Source organism: Leifsonia sp. McL0618 (assembly GCF_049994905.1).
GTDB lineage: Bacteria > Actinomycetota > Actinomycetes > Actinomycetales > Microbacteriaceae > Diaminobutyricibacter.
The window spans coordinates 558,824-577,254 of sequence record NZ_CP188258.1 but is presented as its reverse complement, the minus strand read 5'-3'; the positions used below and the strand labels follow the sequence as shown (position 1 = coordinate 577,254).

The 18,431-nt window shown below is 67.1% G+C and carries 18 protein-coding genes; 5 read left to right on the top strand and 13 right to left on the bottom strand.

Going from position 1 to position 18,431, the window contains the following annotated elements:
• Positions 1-151 precede the first annotated feature (151 nt).
• From ACPPVQ_RS02705 to ACPPVQ_RS02690, 4 genes are all read right to left on the bottom strand, one after another.
• A complete protein-coding gene (locus tag ACPPVQ_RS02705) occupies positions 152-319 on the bottom strand; it encodes a hypothetical protein (RefSeq protein WP_426518376.1) in 168 nt (55 codons plus the stop codon).
• Between the two features lie 61 nt (positions 320-380).
• Complete coding sequence (locus ACPPVQ_RS02700; protein WP_426518374.1) at positions 381-1,532, bottom strand: ATP-binding protein; 1,152 nt, start codon at positions 1,530-1,532, stop codon at positions 381-383.
• 80 nt (positions 1,533-1,612) lie between these two features.
• Positions 1,613-1,744 (bottom strand): hypothetical protein, encoded by a 132-nt coding sequence (locus tag ACPPVQ_RS02695; protein ID WP_426518370.1) that lies wholly within the window; start codon positions 1,742-1,744, stop codon positions 1,613-1,615.
• Between the two features lie 65 nt (positions 1,745-1,809).
• Positions 1,810-3,396 (bottom strand): phospholipase D family protein, encoded by a 1,587-nt coding sequence (locus tag ACPPVQ_RS02690; RefSeq protein ID WP_426518368.1) that lies wholly within the window; start codon positions 3,394-3,396, stop codon positions 1,810-1,812.
• A 143-nt stretch (positions 3,397-3,539) separates the two neighbouring features.
• Between ACPPVQ_RS02690 and ACPPVQ_RS02685 the strand changes: the two genes are divergently transcribed.
• Both ACPPVQ_RS02685 and ACPPVQ_RS02680 read left to right on the top strand, forming a co-directional pair.
• Positions 3,540-3,974: a VOC family protein gene (locus ACPPVQ_RS02685; RefSeq protein WP_426518366.1), complete on the top strand. Its 435-nt coding sequence runs from the start codon at positions 3,540-3,542 to the stop codon at positions 3,972-3,974.
• 4 nt (positions 3,975-3,978) lie between these two features.
• Entirely contained in the window at positions 3,979-4,620 is a 642-nt protein-coding gene (locus tag ACPPVQ_RS02680) for a winged helix-turn-helix transcriptional regulator (protein WP_426518364.1), read from the top strand.
• Between the two features lie 26 nt (positions 4,621-4,646).
• Here ACPPVQ_RS02680 and ACPPVQ_RS02675 read toward each other — a convergent pair whose 3' ends face one another.
• Together ACPPVQ_RS02675 and ACPPVQ_RS02670 are read right to left on the bottom strand one after the other, a co-directional pair.
• Complete coding sequence (locus tag ACPPVQ_RS02675; protein WP_426518362.1) at positions 4,647-6,233, bottom strand: transporter; 1,587 nt, start codon at positions 6,231-6,233, stop codon at positions 4,647-4,649.
• On the bottom strand, positions 6,215-6,967 hold the full coding sequence (locus tag ACPPVQ_RS02670) for an ABC transporter ATP-binding protein (protein ID WP_426518360.1): 753 nt from the start codon (positions 6,965-6,967) through the stop codon (positions 6,215-6,217). Before ACPPVQ_RS02670 ends, ACPPVQ_RS02675 begins: the two co-directional genes overlap by 19 nt.
• 117 nt (positions 6,968-7,084) lie before the next feature.
• On the opposite strand from ACPPVQ_RS02670, the gene ACPPVQ_RS02665 reads away from it, so the two are divergent.
• A complete protein-coding gene (locus tag ACPPVQ_RS02665; protein WP_426518358.1) occupies positions 7,085-9,715 on the top strand; it encodes an MGH1-like glycoside hydrolase domain-containing protein in 2,631 nt (876 codons plus the stop codon).
• A 12-nt stretch (positions 9,716-9,727) separates the two neighbouring features.
• A complete protein-coding gene (locus ACPPVQ_RS02660) occupies positions 9,728-10,165 on the top strand; it encodes a VOC family protein (protein ID WP_426518356.1) in 438 nt (145 codons plus the stop codon).
• A 31-nt stretch (positions 10,166-10,196) separates the two neighbouring features.
• Here the strand turns inward: ACPPVQ_RS02660 and ACPPVQ_RS02655 are convergent, their stop codons facing one another.
• Genes ACPPVQ_RS02655 through ACPPVQ_RS02635 form a run of 5 tightly spaced genes read right to left on the bottom strand, consistent with a single transcriptional unit; the run spans position 10,197 to position 14,610 of the window.
• The gene (locus ACPPVQ_RS02655; protein ID WP_426518354.1) at positions 10,197-11,081 is read right to left on the bottom strand and encodes a fructose bisphosphate aldolase; all 885 of its coding nucleotides are present in this window, start codon (positions 11,079-11,081) and stop codon (positions 10,197-10,199) included.
• A gap of 20 nt (positions 11,082-11,101) precedes the next feature.
• A complete protein-coding gene (locus ACPPVQ_RS02650; protein ID WP_426518352.1) occupies positions 11,102-12,250 on the bottom strand; it encodes a M20 family metallopeptidase in 1,149 nt (382 codons plus the stop codon).
• Positions 12,243-12,911, bottom strand: a complete 669-nt coding sequence (locus tag ACPPVQ_RS02645) for a DUF1028 domain-containing protein (protein WP_426518350.1) — start codon at positions 12,909-12,911, stop codon at positions 12,243-12,245. Before ACPPVQ_RS02645 ends, ACPPVQ_RS02650 begins: the two co-directional genes overlap by 8 nt.
• Entirely contained in the window at positions 12,908-13,333 is a 426-nt protein-coding gene (locus ACPPVQ_RS02640) for a RidA family protein (protein WP_426518348.1), read from the bottom strand. The genes ACPPVQ_RS02645 and ACPPVQ_RS02640 overlap by 4 nt, the downstream gene beginning before the upstream one ends.
• Positions 13,330-14,610: a flavin-containing monooxygenase gene (locus tag ACPPVQ_RS02635; RefSeq protein ID WP_426518346.1), complete on the bottom strand. Its 1,281-nt coding sequence runs from the start codon at positions 14,608-14,610 to the stop codon at positions 13,330-13,332. The genes ACPPVQ_RS02640 and ACPPVQ_RS02635 overlap by 4 nt, the downstream gene beginning before the upstream one ends.
• A gap of 117 nt (positions 14,611-14,727) precedes the next feature.
• On the opposite strand from ACPPVQ_RS02635, the gene ACPPVQ_RS02630 reads away from it, so the two are divergent.
• Positions 14,728-15,657, top strand: a complete 930-nt coding sequence (locus ACPPVQ_RS02630) for a LysR substrate-binding domain-containing protein (protein WP_426518344.1) — start codon at positions 14,728-14,730, stop codon at positions 15,655-15,657.
• Positions 15,658-15,670: 13 nt separating this feature from the next.
• Here ACPPVQ_RS02630 and ACPPVQ_RS02625 read toward each other — a convergent pair whose 3' ends face one another.
• Positions 15,671-16,264 (bottom strand): TetR/AcrR family transcriptional regulator, encoded by a 594-nt coding sequence (locus ACPPVQ_RS02625; RefSeq protein ID WP_426518342.1) that lies wholly within the window; start codon positions 16,262-16,264, stop codon positions 15,671-15,673.
• Entirely contained in the window at positions 16,242-18,224 is a 1,983-nt protein-coding gene (locus ACPPVQ_RS02620) for a primary-amine oxidase (protein ID WP_426521377.1), read from the bottom strand. The genes ACPPVQ_RS02625 and ACPPVQ_RS02620 overlap by 23 nt, the downstream gene beginning before the upstream one ends.
• Positions 18,225-18,431 lie beyond the last annotated feature (207 nt).

Sequence of the window (18,431 nt, the reverse complement as noted above, 5' to 3'; positions counted from 1 at the left end):
GCCACCCGATCGGGGAAGGGAATAGCACCAGCGTGCTGCGCGCCAAACTCATGCCGAATCTGTCATGAAACCCAAGATCAGCACCCGGAGCGTCCGCCGTCGTCGAGTTGCACTCTTGTGGCATTTCGGGCCTTGACGAACTCGCGGCCCTTCATTCGTTGTTGTATTCCGAGTCGTTGTCGATGTCGTCGGGATCGCCGTCGACCTCGAAGGTGTCAGCTATGCCTGCTTCGACAAGGAGGTCGTAGTCGTCAATTATGAGGTGACAGATTCGGCAGGCAATGGAGTCAGTGGCGATTGTCAGGGTGACAAAGGCCATCCCTTTTGGTGAACAGTTTTCAGTATCGGCTCAAGATCTAACACTGTTGCCCCTTACGCTGTCAGCCGCGGTCGAGGTTTCGGAGGAAGGCAGCAAATCCGGGAATCGTGAACTCGAGCGATCCGCGGTCGCTCGCCTGGATGAAGCCCTTGTCAATCAGTCGTGCTCGAGGCATTGACAGGCTTTCGCTAGTGACGTGAAGCGCGGACGCGATTTCCGCTCGCTTCACCGGCCCATCGCTGATCTGCGCCATCGCCACCATGAAGTCCCTCTCGCCTTCGGCGGCGTTTGCCCAGCGGGCGCGGAAGAGGGCGTCCATGTCGTCTTCCATCGCTACACGTCCGGCTCGGACATGGCCAACGGTGATGGTTGCCCCGCCGTCGGGGCGGCCGGCCGCGAACCAGGCTGCGTCGCCGATGAGTTGGACGACGTACGGGTAGCCGAGCGCGATCGCGACAGCTTCGTCGAGTGCATCGCGATCCCACTCCACGCCGAGCTCGCGCGCAGGGACCACGAGAGCGAACTCCTCGTCAACGGGCTGCAACGTGTGTAGCGGGCGATAGGCGAAGCGCTCACTGAAGGTGACCGCGGCAGCGACCGCGTCGGCAGCGTTCGGCAGGCCCGCCGTGTACACGGCCGCTGGAACATCGGACCCCTCGGCCTGCAAATGCTGCCACGCGTACGCAAGCGTACGCAGACCCTCGGGATCGGCAGCCTGAATCTCATCGATGAGAATGACCAGGCCCTTATGCTCGTCGCCCGCTGCGGCCGCACGCACAACCGCCTCGAAATCACGGCTTCCAGCAGGATCCGAACCTGCCTGCCCGCTCCGGACAGTCGCGTCAACTCCAGCGATCCCCGGCACTCCGACTCGCATGGTGAGCGACTCCAGGCGCGCGCCCACGCGTCGACGCGCGGTGTCGCTCCAGGTCGCGGTCACGCGTGCGATCTCGGCAGCGATCTGAGCGACCAGGTCTCCCTCGCCGGCGGTCACCCACACGGTGATTACCCCGCGCGATACGGCACGTCGTTGATATTCGCGCAGCAGCGATGTCTTCCCGAGACCGCGAGGGGCGTGATCCACACGAATCCTGCCGATAAGACGTCCCAGGTCAACAAGATACGAAAGCCTCTCGTCAAAATCGGCGAGCTGCCTGGCACGCCCTGGCACCAGCCGTGCGATCTCTCCTGGCGTGTAGGGACTGGCCTGCATGAACCGACCTCGTTATCGTTTGTTATAAACCGGGACTTTTATAACGCACTATACATCGGTGCGATCCTGTGCCTCCCGGCTCAACTGCGGTGCGGTGATGCAGAGGAATCGAACTGCGCGCCGCCGTCGAGCCGGTCCTGACCGTGACCCGGTGCGAGCGGCTGGAACGCGGCAGCGACGACGCCGAGACCCGCGACGGCACGGGAAGCCACGCGGTGGACACCGTCCTCGTCGCCACCCGCTGAGAAGACGCCGCCCTCGCTGAACCAGTGATCGATCAGAACTCCGAGGTGCCCCGAAGGCGGCGCGGGCGCGCATCCGGGTCGGCAACCCAGCGATTGAGTGGGGCCGCCCAGAGGCGTTGAAGTCGGGAAACGGGTTCGGTCCGGTGGCGGCGCAGGCGTCCGACGGGCCGGGCCGTCCGGTTACCGGTCTTGTGCCACTGGTCGAGCGCGTCGGCGCTGGACCTCCACAGCGCAAGGGCGTCGTCGGTGTCGAGAAGGCGGGGATCGTCCCGGTCGAAGCCGAGATGCTCGGCCCACAGCTGCAGGCGCAGATCGCGGGCGATCCGGCCGGGAGGCTGATCATCGTCTGGCCTGGTGTCGATGACGGCGCAGGTGAGTTCGCTGTCCGTGGTCCACGAGCGACGGTTGAAGTTGTCCGACCCGCAGGTCATCCAGATGTCATCGACGATGCAGATCTTCGCGTGGACGTAGATGGGTGTAGCAGCTTCGTTCTCGAGGTCGAACACTCCGACCCGGTCCGCTGCGGCGCGGCGAAGCAACGCGATCGCACGCAGTTGACCGAGGCGGCTCGCGGGACCTGCGAGTGCGCCATCCGAGTCCGGGTAGCGCGGCACCACCACGATCACCTGCAGTCGTGGGTTGTCGACGAGGGCCTTGGCAAGGGCACCGGCGACCTCCTTCGACCACAGATACTGGTCCTCGATGTAGATGAAGGATCGAGCCCGGGCAAAGGCTTTCGCATAGGCGCGCGCAATGCTGCGTTCCCCGGCCGGTGCGAAGGGGAACGGGGGCCGTTTCGGGCCGTAGGTCCGCAGCAGCTGCACCGCGTGCGGGCCCACCGGAGGCGGGGGCGGTGCTGCCTCGGGAAGCGGCTTCGGATGCCGCGGCATGTCAGCGAGTCGTTGCTGCAGCATCCGATACGGGTTGCGGTGGTCCAGGGGATGCGGGTCGTTCCAGCGCTCGGCGAACACAGCCAGCAGGTCTGCGACCACGGGCCCGCGCAACTCGAGGGCCGCATCGTGCCACGGGGGCCGTTCGCCGTACCGCGGGTCCATGGTCAGCGCTTGCGGGTCCCCCTCGTGTCGTGCGTCGTCACGACGGCTGTGGGAGAGGTCGATTCCGCCGACGAACGCGACGTCCTGCGACGGGTCGGCGCTGTGCCGGATGACGAAGAACTTCTGGTGATGAGAACCGAACAGACGAACGCGCTGGTCCAGGAGGACTTCTCCCCCGGCGTCGTTGATGAGGCGACCGAGATGAGCATTGGATTTTCCGCTGATCGGCGCAGTCACTCGCTCACCGTGTGACCGCCAGATCAGCCCGCGCACCTGCACCCCCGAGCGGGCGAGACCGGAGAGCAGGTCACCGATCGTCGGTCCCTCGGGCAGGAGCCGCTCATCCGCGTCGCCGCGCCAGTCGGTGAACCACACCCGGTCCCCCGGCTGCAGCGCTGTCAGCTCCTTGTGCAACCGCGCGAAGTAGGTCGCTCCGTGCACGAGCGGCTCCACGAGGTTGCCCTCTGACCATGACGCAGACCCGGTACCACCCGTCTGCACGTCACTGGCGGGGTTTCCGCGTTCGGCACGACTGAGGAACCAGGCGCCGGCATCGTTGTCCACGCCACGAACTCTACGTCATCGCGAAATCGTTGCCTGGTCCGAGACGCCGACCACATCGACACGCCCTTCCGCTCTTGACGGCGCACTTGTTTTTTGCAAGTGTTAACCCCATCCACAAAGGGGACCTACGAGAGGGGACCACGATGACCGCGATGTTCGTCAACCTGCCGGCAGCCGACCTGGAGCGTTCGAAGGCGTTCTACAGTGCGATCGGCCTCACCATGAACCCTGCGATGTCGGATCACAACGGCGCCTGCATGGTGGTCGAGCAAGACCACAGCTACCTCATGATCCTGACGCGCGAGTATTTCCAGACCTTCAGCGACCTTCCGATCGGCGATCCGGCCGTGAACCCGTCGGTGTCCACGGCCATCTTCGTCGACAGCCGCGACGCCGTCGACAAAGTCGTCACCGACGGGATCGCCGCCGGGGGCGTGGAGCCGCACCCCGCGACGGACTACGGGTTCATGTACCAGCGCCAGCTCAACGACCCGGACGGCAACATCCTCGAGTTCGGCTGGTTCGACCCCACCGCCGCCCTGCCGGTCTCAGAGACCCTCGCGGACCACGAGGCCTGAGGGGTTGGCGGCACGCGAATACGGGCAGTACTCGGGCGTCACGCAGGCGCTCGAGCTCGTGGGCGAACGCTGGGCCATGCTCATCGTGCGCGACCTGCTCGTCGGGCCGCGTCGCTACGGCGAACTGGCCGCGGGGCTTCCCCGGATACCGACCAACATCCTGGCGGCTCGCCTGAAGGAGCTGCAGGCGGCGGGAGTGCTGCGTCGCGCGCCGCATTCCCGCATCATCGTCTATGAGCTGACGCCGTACGGTCGGGAGCTCGAGCCGATCGTGCTCGCACTCGGCGCCTGGGGCTTCAAGACGATGGGCGACCCACGGGCGGAGCAGATCATCACCCCGGACTCGATGACGATCGACCTCCGCACCGCGTTCCGCCCGCAGGTGGCGGCGAACCTGCCGGCGACCGCATACGTCGCGCGCCTCGATGCCGGGGAGCTGCTCATCCGGGTGGACGGCCCCAACCTGGATGTGATGCGCGGCGACGGACCGGTCGACCTCGCCTTCGCGGCCGGCCCGGGCATCCACCGGCTCATCTCCGGTGAGCTCGCCCCCGATCGGGCGATCGCCACCGGAATGGTCGAGGTGCTGCGGGGGCGCGGCGACCTGCTCGGCCGCTTCGCGAACACCTTTCACCTGGCCGCCTGACGTTCGTCGGTGCGCTCAGCACGACGTCAATCGCGGATGAGGCGCAGCCTCGCGAGCACAGCGGGCCCGGATGCGTCGAGCACGCGGCCGCCCAGCACCAGTCCGCCCAGCGCGACCCCACTTCCCGCCACGAGTCCCACGACGAGAGCAAGCCAGCCGAGCAGGTGACTGCCGCCGGCCAGAGCGGCGACTCCGGCCGCGACGATGGGAAGGGCGAGCACGATGGTCGCGATGGCCACCAGGTATGACGCGCCGATCGACACGGTTGCCGAACCGGGCTGAGCCGAGAACGGGTTGCGCCGCGCTCGCGCGACCGGCACCACGATGCGCGCCGATGACACGCTCACCACTCCGACCGCGACCAGGCCAACGCCCAACGAGAGCCCGAGGAGGGCAGGGAGCTCGTCGAACAGCCCCGCGAGGGACGCGACGATGAGCTGGACGATCACGGTCACCGGCACGACGATGATCAGGAGCGCGACGGCGCGGCCGAGCCGGTCGTGGAACCCGCGTACGCCGGCAGAGAGCTCTGCTGCGAACGCGGTGCCGTCGTATGACAGACCCGCGAACGCGGAAAACGGCAACAGTACTGCAACAACCGGGCCGATCGTGATGGCGATCCAGTCGAGATGAAGGGACTGCCACCAGAGCAGCATCAGCGCGGGCAGTACCGCCAGAAGGATCAGCTGTCTCGCCTGTCGCGCGTCGCGGAACCAGTAGACCAGCGACCGGGCTGCCACCGCTCCCGTCGGCGAAGACGGCATCCACCCGAGAGGGCCGAGGCGACCGCCGCCGCGGCCGGGGACAGACGGGCTGTCGTCGCGCATCCGCGAACCGGCGCCCAGCGCCAACCGCCACAGAGCCAGCACGAGGGCAACGGCACCGAGTGCGATCGCGGCCGCACCGGCGGCGCCCAGAGGGTCACCCATCGCGAGGCGCCCCGGAATCGACCACACCGCGCCGAACGGAGTCCAGCCGAGCACGCCGACGACCGCCGTGAGCGTCGCGGACACATCACTGCGTCCCGGCGCGGACCCGCCGATCGTCGCGGAGACGATCGGGGCCACTGCGACGATCACGGCGAGCGCGGCGATTCCGAACCGGGCGGCGCCTCGCCCACTCAGCAGCGTGCCCGCCACCGTTGTCGTCAGCCGGGATCCCGCCACACACATCGTGGTGCCCACGAGCCCGGTGATGATCGCCGCGACAGCAGACACCGGATGTTCGCGCCACGCGATCGCGGTACCGAGCGACAGGGCAAGAGTCACGATCCCGGGCATCCACGTGAGGCCGACCAGGAACATCGCCGCCATCAGCGTGCCGAGGCGCAGCGGGAACCGCCCAAGCTTCACCGGATCGAGCGTTCGGTCGACACCGTCGAACAGGAGCGGCACGACGAGCCAACCCAGAACCAGCGCGGCGCCACCGACGACGACGACCACCTGCGTGGCCGCCGGAGGAGCTGCGGATGCGATCAACAGCGCACCGAGGCCCACCGCGAGCAGCATGGCGGCGAACATCCCGCTGAGGATGACCGCGACGAGCTGGAACGTGTTTCGCGTCAGCGTGTTCGCCAGCACACGGAAGCGAAGCCTCAGGAGGACAGCAACCATGCCGGGCCTTCCCCGCTGCGACGTCCACCGACCAGCTCGAGGAACCGCGTCTCGAGGTCGCCGGAGCCGCGCACCTCGTCCATCGTGCCCGAGACCAGAACGCGTCCTCCCGCGACGATCGCGACGTGATCGCACATGCGCTCGACCAGGTCCATCGAGTGACTCGAGACGACGACCGTGCCGCCACCCCGGGCGAAGGCGTGGAGCACATCCCGGATGTTCGCCGCCGAGACCGGATCCACCGACTCGAACGGTTCGTCGAGAACGAGAAGCCGCGGCGAGTGTATGAGCGCGGCGCCGAGCGCGATCTTCTTGGTCATCCCAGCGGAGTAGTCGGCCACGATGCGACCGGCCGCGCTTTCCAGGTCGAGCATCTGCAGCACATCGGCGACCCGCTCGCGCAACGTGGCGCGGTCGAGTCCGAACAACTGCCCGGAGAAGGTGAGCAACTGTTCACCGGTGAGCCGGTCGTACAGGTCGACCCCGTCGGCGAGGTTGCCGATCAGTCGCTTGGCCTCGAGTGGCCGATCCCACACGTCGATGCCGTGCACGAGGGCGACGCCGGCATCCGGGCGCAACAGGCCTGTCGCCATCGAGAGTGTCGTCGTCTTGCCCGCGCCGTTCGGGCCGACCATTCCGTAGAACGACCCGTGCGGCACGGCGAGGCTCAGGGTGTCGACGGCAGTCGTACCGCCGAAGCGCCTGGTGAGGCTGCGAAGTTCGAGCGCATGCACCACTGCAACGTATCCCGTGGCGGGCCATCGCCGAACTCCCCTGATCGGGGCGGTACCGTCGCGTGAACAATTCAGGAACATTGCGCGTTGCGAGGCGCCAGCGACCACAATGAGACCATGGCGCATGTCACGGGTGGGGCCGAACACGAACGCATCGCACAAGCCGACAACGGCGCCGAGGGTTGGCGGGACTGGGGACCATACGTCGCCGAACGAGCCTGGGGAACGGTCCGCGAAGACTACAGCGCCGACGGCGACGCCTGGACCTTCTTTCCGCACGACCACGCGCGAAGCCGCGCCTTCCGCTGGAACGAAGACGGGATGGCCGCCTTCTCCGACGCCGGCCAGGCCTGGTGTCTCGGCCTTTCGCTCTGGAACGGGCAGGACCCGATTCTCAAGGAGCGCATGTTCGGTCTCGCCGGCCCCCAGGGCAACCACGGCGAAGACGTCAAAGAGTACTGGTGGTACCTCGACGGTACGCCGACGCATTCGTGGAACACCTGGCGCTACCACTACCCGCAGGCGGCGTATCCGTACGACGACCTGATCGCGACGAACGCGGCCAGGGGAAAGCTCGACCCGGAGTACGAACTCGTCGACACCGGGATCTTCGACGACGGCCGCTACTGGGTCGTCACCGTCGACTACGCCAAAGAAGGCCCGCACGACCTGCTGATGCGCATCACGATCGAGAATGCCGGGCCCGATGCGGCAACCCTGCACGTGCTGCCGACGCTCTGGTACCGGAACACCTGGTCGTGGGGCTACGACGTCGAGAAGCCGAGCCTGCGCTCCGACGGTGGACGCATCGTCGGCATCGACGCCACCGGCTCGCTCGCCCTGTCTGGCGAGGGAAGCCCGACTGCGCTGTTCTGTGAGAACGAGACCAACACCGAACGCCTTTTCGCCGCCGACGATTCGCCGGCGTACCCCAAAGACGGAATCAACGATCACATCGTCGACGGAAAAGCGACCGTCAACCCGGCCCAGGTCGGCACGAAAGCGGCCCTCCACTACGAGGTCACGGTCGGGGCAGGCGAGAGCCGGGTCATCCGCATCCGGCTGACCGGCGCATCGGACTCGGCCGGCCATCCGACCGCAATCGATGCTCAGGATGTCGGGGCCGGCTTCGACAGCGTCTGCGCGTTGCGCAAGCGCGAAGCCGACGCGTTCTACGCAGGGCTGGCGCACGCACCCGCCGATCCGGATGAAGCACGGGTCCTGCGACAGGCGTTCGCCGGCCTGCTGTGGTCGAAGCAGTACTTCCATTTCAACGTGAACAAGTGGCTCGACGGGGATCCCGCGAGTCCCCCGCCACCCGAAGGTCGCGCCCGTGTGCGCAACGGGCAGTGGCGTCACCTCGACGCCGACGACATCATCCTCATGCCGGACCCGTGGGAGTACCCCTGGTTCGCCGCGTGGGACCTCGCCTTCCACTGCGTGACCATGGCGCACATCGATCCGGCGTTCGCCAAGGCGCAGCTCGTGCTGATGCTCCGCGAGTGGTACATGCACCCGAACGGCCAGTTGCCGGCATACGAATGGAACTTCTCAGACGTCAACCCGCCGACGCACGCCTGGGCGGCCATCCAGGTGTTCCTCATCGACGGGGCGACCGACACCGGCTTCCTCGCCAGGGTCCTCCACAAGCTGCTGATGAACTACACGTGGTGGACGAACAACAAGGACAAGGACGAGGACAACCTGTTCGAGGGCGGGTTCATGGGCCTCGACAACATCGCGCCGCTCGACCGTTCGACGCTTCCGCCCGAGGTCGGCACGCTCGAGCAGGCCGATTCGACAGGCTGGATGGCCAGCTATGCCATCGACCTCCTCGAGATCGCACTGCGTCTCGCCCGCGAAGACGACGTGTACGAAGATGTGGCCGTGAAGTTCGCCGAGCAGTTCCTGAGGATCGCCGGTTCCGCCAACAACTCCGGGATGTGGGACGACCAGGACGCCTACTTCTACGACATCCTGCATCTCGCTGACGGGCGCGACGTGCCGATGAAGGTCCGTTCGCTCGTCGGGCTCGTGCCGGTGGTCGCTTCCCTCGCCTACGACGACCCCGGGGTGAGCACCATCCCCGAGTTCAGGCGCATCCTCTCGCAGTACCTCGAGAAGCACCCGGAGCTGGGGCCGGCGTTCCACCGCCGCGACATCCACGGCAAGCAGGTCTACCTGCTCGCACTCGTGTCCCCCGAGCGCCTGACGCGCATCCTGAAGCAGGTGTTCAACCCGGAAGGGCTGCTCAGCGACCACGGGATCCGGGGCGTCTCGGCGTACCATCGCGAGCATCCGTTCACTGTGACGGTCGCGGGTGCCGAGGCATCCGTGAACTACGAGCCGGCCGAATCGACCTCCGGGCTGTTCGGCGGCAACTCGAACTGGCGGGGGCCGGTGTGGTTCCCGCTGAACGCACTCTTCATCGCGTCGCTGCGTCACTACGAATCGCACGGCGAGACGGGTGTCCGCATCGAGGATCCGCTCGGGTCGGGCACGTCGCTGACGCTCGGCGAAGCGGCCGACGACCTCTCGCGCCGGTTGATCACGCTCTTCCTTCCCGGCCCGGACGGCGTACGCCCGTCGGATGCCCGCTATCCGTTGCTCTCGACGGATCCGCGATGGAAGGACAACGTGTTCTTCTACGAATACTTCGACGGCGACACCGGCCAGGGTCTCGGCGCTTCACACCAGACCGGCTGGACGGCGATGGTCGCGCACCTCATCCTCACCAGGAACCGTTGAGGCGGCTTCGTCATGTCCATCAAACTCGAGAACGTCGGCATCGCTGTTCGCGACCTCGAAGCGACGATCTCATTCTTCACCGACCTCGGGCTCACCGTCGTCGGCCGTGACACGGTCAGTGGCGAGTGGACCGACACCGCCGTCGGCCTGGACGGCAACCACGCCAATATCGCCATGCTCCAGACGCCGGACGGTCACGGTCGCCTCGAGCTCTTCGAGTACATCCACCCCGAAGCGATCGAGACGACGCCCACCCTTCCCAACGAGATCGGCATGCACCGCGTCGCCTTCTCGGTCGACGACATCGACGAGGCCCTGGAGATCGCAGCGAGACACGGTTGCCATCCACTTCGCGGGGTGGCGAACTATCAAGACGTCTACAAGCTCGCCTACGTGCGCGGTCCCAGCGGCATCATCGTGATGTTCGCGGAAGAGCTGACGAAGGGCTGACGGCGCCCGCTCCGACACGCGAAGCAACGGCCTAAGTGCTGGATGCCGCAGCGATACTGGCAATCGATGCGTTCAGCGTCCTGTCGAAATCCTCGGCGCTCTGCTGCGCGGTCAGCCCTTCGAGCAGCGCCCGGGAGAAGCTCGCGATCACGCCGTTGTTCCTGGCCAGCCGCTGGTCGGCCTCCTCCCTGCTGTACCCGCCGGAAAGGGCGAGCACCCGGAGCACGTTGGGATGCTCGACCAAGGGACGGTAGAGGTTGTCACTATCCGGCAACGTCAGCTTCAGCATCACCCGGTGGTCGGCGTCGAGCGTGTCGACCTGTTCGCGAATCTCCTGCCTCAGGAGATCCTCCGCTTCACTCTTGCGTGGGCTGTGGATGTCGATCTCGATTTCGACGATGGGTACCAGTCCCGCCTCCAGCACCTGCCGGGCGACGGAGAACTGCTGCTCGACCACCGTACGCATGCCGGCACCGGGCAGCTGGATGAACGAACGCATCTTCGTGCCGAAGATGCCGTTGTCGGCGGCGCGGTCGAGCAAGCCTGCGAGGTTCGGGATGGGCTTCATCGTCTGGGCGCCATCCGCACTGGTGGACAGGCCCGCGTCGATCTTGAGGAACGGCACGCTCCCCTTGACGTTCCACAGGTAGTCGGCGGACGGGCGGCCGCCGATCTGGCGATCCATCGTGTTCTCGAACAGGATCGTGCCGATGACCCGCGTGCCGTCGAAGCTGGGACTGGTGATGATGCGGGTGCGCATCTCATGCACCTCGTCGAACATCTCTGCGTCGGTCGAGTAAGCGTCATCCGGAATGCCGTACCGGCGCAGCGCCTGCGGAGTGCTCCCGCCACTCTGGTCGAGCGCAGCAATGAAGCCGCCACCGGTGCGTATCTTCTCCAACTGTTCCCTGTTCATCGCTGGAGCATACGTCGAGATCACTGATCCCTCCAGAGAGGGCTCGCCACGTAATCGACGATCGTCTGCGCGAGAGCGACGGATGCGTCGCGAATCGCCCTGGTCGCATCCGGTCCGATGCAGTGCTCCGCGAATCCGGGCTGGTGGTTGGTGGCGGGAAGGCTGTTGATACCGATGTACGGGTGGATGGCCGGCACCAGCTGTGACACGTTCCCCATGTCGGTCGATGCGCGGTTCATCCACCCTGCGCCCGAGTCGTCGAACACGCGACCCAGCGCCTCCGCGTTCGCGCGGTAGAGCTCGAGCGCACGCCGGTCGTTGCGGAACTCGGCGTACGGCTTGCTCTCCGGCGTGACCGTGAGCGTCGCTCCCGTGGCGAGCGCCCCGGCTTCGAAACAGCGCATCACCTTCGGCTCGACAATGTCGAGTTCGTCGAGGGTTTCGGCACGCACGTACCAGCGGCCCTCGGTTCGCTCGGGGATGGAGTTCGGAGCCTGACCCCCGGTCGTCATGATTCCGTGGACCCGCGCGCTCGACGGGAGCTGCTGTCGGAGCAGCCCGATGGCGACCTGCGCCACCACGAAGGCGTCGCCTGCGTTGACACCGTCTTCGGGATAGGCGGCGGCGTGGGCCGACGTGCCGTCGTAGCGGATGTGGGAGTGCGACACCGCGAACGGCCGCGCCTCCGCGACGTCGACCGGTCCAGGATGCGCCATCACCGCCAGGTCGAGTCCTGCGAACGCGCCACGGTCGAGAAGCTCGATCTTGCCGCCCCCTCCCTCCTCCGCCGGAGTGCCGTAGATCTCGATCGTGATGCCGAGCTCGTCGGCCAACGGCACCAGCGCGGATCCGACCCCGACCGCGATCGCCGCGATGAGGTTGTGCCCGCACGCATGTCCGAGACCAGGGAGGGCGTCGTATTCGGCACAGATGCCGATACGCGTCGCGCCGGTTCCATAGCTCGCCAGGAATGCGGTGTCCAGGCCGAGATACCTCGCTGTGACGTCGAAACCGGCAGCGCTGAGGGCCTCGCCGAGCCAGGTTGCGGCGCGGTGCTCGTTCCACGCCGTCTTCGCGTGCAGCAACTCGGATAGCCGCACCAACCGAGGGAGGTCGGCGTCGACAAGGTCGCGCACGTTCCGTTTGAGACCGGCAGACCGTTCACTCATCGCCCGCCACTCCATACCCCGGCGCGGCCGACGGGTTCAGGCCGCGGGTGACGTAGTCGTCGCGCTGCGGCAGCCAGATGTCGAGCAGATCGGCGAGTTCACTGACCGGATGCTCGTGCCAGTCGACGCGCAGGTCGGTCACCCGCCACCCCGCGTCGCGAACGACGGAAAGGCCGGCCGAGTGGATGGGTCCCGCCTCCCCGCCGGCAGCCACCGCCGCGCGAAGGGCGGCAATCAGCCGCGTCTCGAGGTCGCCGTCGGCACGGGTGAACGCGTCGACCATCGTCTGGGGAATCGCGTCTGTCGCCAGAAGGTTTCCCGCGGCCACCACCGACAGACCTTCGGCAGATCCGTGGATGCCGAGCGATCGTCCTCCGGAGTACACGCCGGTCCCCCCGACCCGATCGATGGCGATGAGCTGCCGGAACTCGGCCGTCGGGTCGGCGCCGGCGACCTGCGCGACCGCTTGCGCCGCCGGAAGCCCCGCGTCGATCAGTCGCACGATCTTCGGCCCGAGGCGTGGGTCGGTGATGTTCTGCGAGTTCGCCCCGCCCACACCGTCGGCGAGGGTGATGCAGCGTGCGGCGACGGCGGGTGAGGAGGATGCGATCGCAGCACCGATGGCTCCGGATGCGTCGCGGGAGAGGATCGAGAAGGTCACGACCGGGCCGACCCGCTGATGACGGCGGTGGCGTCGATCTCGACGAGCCACTCGGGCCGGGCCAGGGCGGAGACGACGATGCCGGTGGACACCGGGAACACGCCGGTGAGCCATCTGCCGACGACGCGGTAGACCGGCTCGCGGTAACGCGCGTCGATGAGGTAGATCACGACCTTGACGATGTCGTCGAGGCTCGACCCGGCCTCCTCGAGCAGCATCGCGATGTTCGCCATCGCCTTCTCGGCCTGGGCTTCGACGTCGCCGATCCCAACGGATTCGCGGGTTTCGAGATCCTGCCCGATCTGTCCGCGCAGGTAGACGACTCCGCGGGCCACGACGGCCTGGCACAGGTCGTTGTCGAGGTTCTGCTCCGGATACGTCTCCTTCGTGTTGAACGGCCGGATGCGCGTGTGCGTCGTCACAGGACTGCTCCTTCCGCCGCGAGCGCGGCCTGCTGGTCGTAGGCGAGGTAGCCCCGCTGGATCTGGATGTGGTCGGTCAGGTATTTGGCGTCGTGCCAGACACCCCAGATGAAACTGGAGCCGCGTCGCGACTGCCAGGGCAGCCCGAGGAAATAGACGCCGGGCTCGGCGGACACGCCCCGCTGGTGCTTCGGCCGGCCGTTCTCGTCGAATGCGTCGACCTGCAGCCAGCTGTAGTCGACGCCGAAACCGGTCGCCCACACGATCGAGGTGACTCCGGCGGCGGCGAGGTCGAGTTCGAGCACGGGGTCTGTCACGCAGTCGGGCTCCGGCCCCAGGATGTGGGCCTCCGGCTCTTCGGGAAGATCGAGGCCGTTGCGCGCAACGTAGGCGTCGGCTTCGTCGAGCAGCGACAGGTAGTTGGCATCGCCGGTCGCGATGTTCTTCCCGAGGTCCGCGGCGAAGCGCATGCGGCCCTCGTTGTGGGAGACGGCCCGGCCGAGAAGCGTGATGCCGCCTTCGGCGAGAGCACGGAAGTCGACGGTGTGCCCGCCGTCGGCCCCGCTCACCGCGATCGTGACGTGTTCCGCGCCGAGCGCCGGCGTCGAAGCATCCCACTTGCCGAGCACTCCGAGCCACCAGACGAAGTCGCGCCCCCGGTAGCGCCGTGGCGGCCTGTCGTGGGGTCCGACCGAGAGGTAGACCTTGCGCCCCGACCGCTGGAGCTCGTCGGCGATCTGCACACCCGATGAGCCGGCACCGACGACCAGCACGGCGCCGGCGGGCAGCTGCTCGGGGTTGCGATAGGAGCTGGAGTGAATCTGCGGCAGTCCCGTCTCGGCAGGAACAAGCGCGGGGATGACCGGCCGCTGGAAGGGTCCCGTTGCGGCGACGACGTACCGCGCCTCGATGACCCCGTCCGTCGTCTCCACCCGGAAGCCCGGCCGGCCGACGTTCTTGCGCACCGACCTCACCTCGACGCCGCAGCGGATCGGCGCGCCGATCTTCTCCGCGTAGGCGACGAAGTAAGCCGCCACTTGGTCCTTCGACGCGAAAGCGTCGGGATCCAGGTCGGCGAAGTCGAGGCCGGGAAAGCGGTCGTGCCAGGCGGGCCCGTTCGCGACGAGGGAGTCCCACCGCTCGGAGCGCCAGCGTTCGGCGATGCGGTGGCGCTCGACGACGAGGTGCGGGATGCCGCGCTCCGTCAGGTGATCGCTCATCGCAACCCCCGCCTGGCCTGCGCCGATGACGAGGACCTCGATCTCTTGGCTCGGCATGCCGGCCTCCTTCTGTTCGCTCCAGCAATCCGCCCAGTCTTTCCGGCGGCACCACGATCTGTAAAACATGGGAATTCTGTGTTAGACATACAGAAAATCGATGGAAGAAGCCTGATCATGCCCAAGACGCCCGACGTCACGACGGCGCAGCTCGCCTACTTCGCCGAGGCGGCCGACCAGCTCAACATGACGCGCGCCGCAGAGAACCTCCTCGTCGCCCAGTCCGCCGTATCGTCCTCGATCGCACAGCTCGAACGCTCACTCGGTGTTCAGCTGTTCATCCGCCAGCCGTCGAAGGGCCTGATCCTGACGGCAGCGGGCGAACGGCTGCATCACGAGGCCCGCAGCCTCCTCACCCGACTCGACGAGGCACTCGAGGCCGCCCGAGGGCAGGAGAGCGAAGTGCGCGGCACCGTCACCCTCGCCTGCTTCGCGACCCTCATGCCGTTCTACATCCCGGGCCTGTTGTCGGTGCTCGCTGCGACGCATCCGCAATTGCGGGTCGATGTGCTGGAGAGCGATGCAGAAGGGGTGCGTGAAGCAATACGCACCGGCCGCGCCGAATTGGGGCTGACCTATGATTTCGGGCTGGGAGGCAACATCCGCACGGCGGAGATCGCACGCACCACGCCGTACGTGCTGTTGCCGGAGTCCCACCGGCTCGCGCGTGCCGACGGCATCCATCTCGCCCGCCTGCGCGGGGAGCCCATGGTCATCCTCGACCTTCCGCTCAGCCGCGACTACTTCCTCGGCCTCCTGCACGACGCGGGAGTCGAGCCTGAGATCCGCTACCGCTCGGGCAACTACGAGACGGTCCGCTCACTGGTCGCGCAGGGGCACGGCTTCTCGCTGCTGAATCAGGTGCCGCGGTCATCCGTCACCTACGGCGGCGGCTCCGTCACGGCCGTCCCGATCCTGGACCAGGTGGACGGGCTCCCTGTCGTGGTGTCGTGGCTGAACGGTGTCCGGCCCACCGCGCGCTCGCGTGCGGTCAGCACCGGGCTCCGGTCGCTGCCGATCGAAGCGTCCATCGGCGAGACCAGCTGACCCCCGCCCGACCTCAGTCCGCGAGCGCGTTCAGGAACGACTCGATCGCGGTCGCCTGGCGTTCGACCGTCGCGACCTGTTCGTCGAGCAGCCCGGTCACGTGCATCCCGAACAGCATCGCAAGCAGCTGGTCGGCGAGCGCCACATCCGGAGTCTTCGACCGCACCTGACCGAGTCGGCGCGCATCGCCCAGGTGGGCGACGAGGCGGTCACGCCAGCCCGAGATGGCCGAACGGCTGGTGCCGGCGAGTTGCCGGTCGTGCAGCGCGCGCTGCCAGAACGACAGGGCGATGGATGCTTCGTGCAGCGTCACCGGATCGAGCGGCGCGATCTCCCTGGCCATCGACCTGATCGCGTCGATCCCTTCTGCGCCGGCGCCGGCTGTCGCGATGCGATCGTTGGTCGCCTCGTAGACATACTCGTAGGCGCGCTGCAGAAGGTCGCTCTTGTCGGTGAAGTAGTGGCTGAGGGTTCCAGCGTTCGCATAACCGGATGCGTGCGCGATGTCCCGCATGCTCGTCGCGTCGATCCCCTTCTCGGCGATCAGCTCCCAGGTGGCCCGGATGATCGCCGTGCGTCGTTCGTCATGGTCGACCAGACGAGGCATCGGGTTCCTTTCCGTCGCAGCACGCCGAACGGTTCCCGGTTTCCGTGGCCATGCAATGGGTGGTCGAAGCCGGGACGTCGAGTGTGGGGTTCCTGTCGAAGAATCCGCTCGGCTTGAGCACGAATCCGGTCTGGTCGACGGGCATGACCGGCCAGTCCTCTGTGCGCGGAAAGTGGGTCAGGCCGAAAGTGTGCCAGACGACCAGCTCGACGTCGTCGATCGGGCGATCCGCCGCAGCGTACGACGGGAGACCCGAACCCGCCGCACTCCGATTGACGAAGTCGCCGGCGGGGTACCGCTCGGCGGAGTCGAAGGGCGTGACCCACAGGTGCTTGGTGGCGAAAGCGGCGCGCTGGGCGATCGACGACTCGTCGTCGGCGAGCAGAACGGGGTTGCCTTCGGGGTGCAGGGTGAAGCCCACCGGCCGGCCGACGCGGTTCACCGAGTGGGGGTTCGTGATCTCCCACACGCGTCCCACCTGCCGGCTGGCGAGGCGCTGCGCCTCGGACTCGCGGGCCAGGACCCGGCGCGAGCGCGTGAACGCGTTGCCGTGGGGGTTGCCTTCGCCCATCGGCACGCGCACGACATCCACTTCTTCGACGCGGTTTTCGAGGCCGTCCACCATCATGTCGAGGCGGGCGCAGAAGAGATGCTGGTGCACCGGTGCGCTCAACCCGGGAGCGAGCTCGGTGGCGTATGGGTAGTCGGCCCCGGGCGATGCGACAGTGAACACGATGCCGGTCGCCTTCGCCTCGAACTCGATCGTCCCGTCGAGATAGAGGTACCAGTAGAAGCCGTAGTCGTAGTTGCCGACCGTGGTGAAGAACGAGATGACGAGCCGGCGCTGGCGGCGGGTCTCGCGCGAACCGGCCCATTCGTCGGTGTGTTTCCAGAGGATGCCCGCATCCTCTTCGTGAATGCAGACCGCGTTCTCGATGACCCGCGGGTTTCCGTAGTCGTCGGCGATCGTCGGGTTCAGGTAGGTGATGTCGCCGAGGCAGTCGCATCCCAGCTCGAGCGAGTTGGCGTCGCGGCCGACGAGGTACTCGCCGGTGTCGAAGTAGTTCTGCCACGAACGGAACGGCGACGGGTCGCCGTACGGCACGACCATCTCGGCGATCGAAGCGCGGTGCAGGATGGGCCGCCGCACGCCGCGGTCGCGGTCGAAGAACCCGAGGGAGTGGAGCACGAGCCCTTCCCGGGCGTCGAATCCGACGCGGAGGTCCCAGTTCTGCCAGGTCAGGAGGTTGTCGTCGAGCGTGAAGCTGGGGCCTTCGGGCTGGGTGATCTCGATCGGGCGGAGGGTGTCGCGCAGTTCGCCGTGCACGGCCGGGTCGGTGTAGTTGCCGGTCTCCTGGGGCACATCGACGGGTCCGTGGTCGATGATGCGGTCGACGCGCCGGGCGATCACGTCGACGAAGGCGACGAGGTTGTCGACGGGATGCGCCCACGGGTGATCGCCTTCGTGCAGTTTCTGGAACGCCAGACCCCGAAGAAGCCGCTTGCCTTCTTCGTCGGGGTAGTCGAAGACGCCGGCGGAAAGCGGTGCGACCTTGACGTCGTCCGGCGCAAGGCCCCGCCGGCTGAGCGCTTTGCACCACCCGGGGTCGGCGGCGAGGATCGACTCGATCGAGTCGAACTCTTCGAGCAGTACGGGCAGCTGGCCTTCGCCGACGGTGTCGATGATGCGGTGACGTTCGACAGCCGCCGTAGTGAGGTTGACGACGGCGTCGACGCTCGTGCCCGTGCGGATGTCGAGCAGGAAGGCCCGAACGCGCCGCTCGACGGGGACGGCGCCGGTTTCGCTGCTCGCTGACGCTCCGTAGAGCGCGGCCTTCGCCGGCTCGTCGAGTCCGAGGTACGCGAAGCGGACATCGTCGCCCGCGAGCCCCGCCCGGCGGAGTATCACCCGTGCCGTCTCGATTTCTTCGGCGGTGAGCGCCGAGAGCGGATGGCGCACCGGATGCGTCGCCTCGACGCGCCCGACGGCCCCGGCTTCCGGGATGGCCGGGCTTTCGACGAACTGTTTCACGAGACGGCTCCTTTGCGGTTTTGATGAAACGCGTGTTTCATTAAGATCGTTGGGCGATGGTAGATCGCTCTGTCACGAAAAAGCAAGTCCATCGATTTCCGTGGTGATATCCACCGTTACTCGATGGTGTACAGA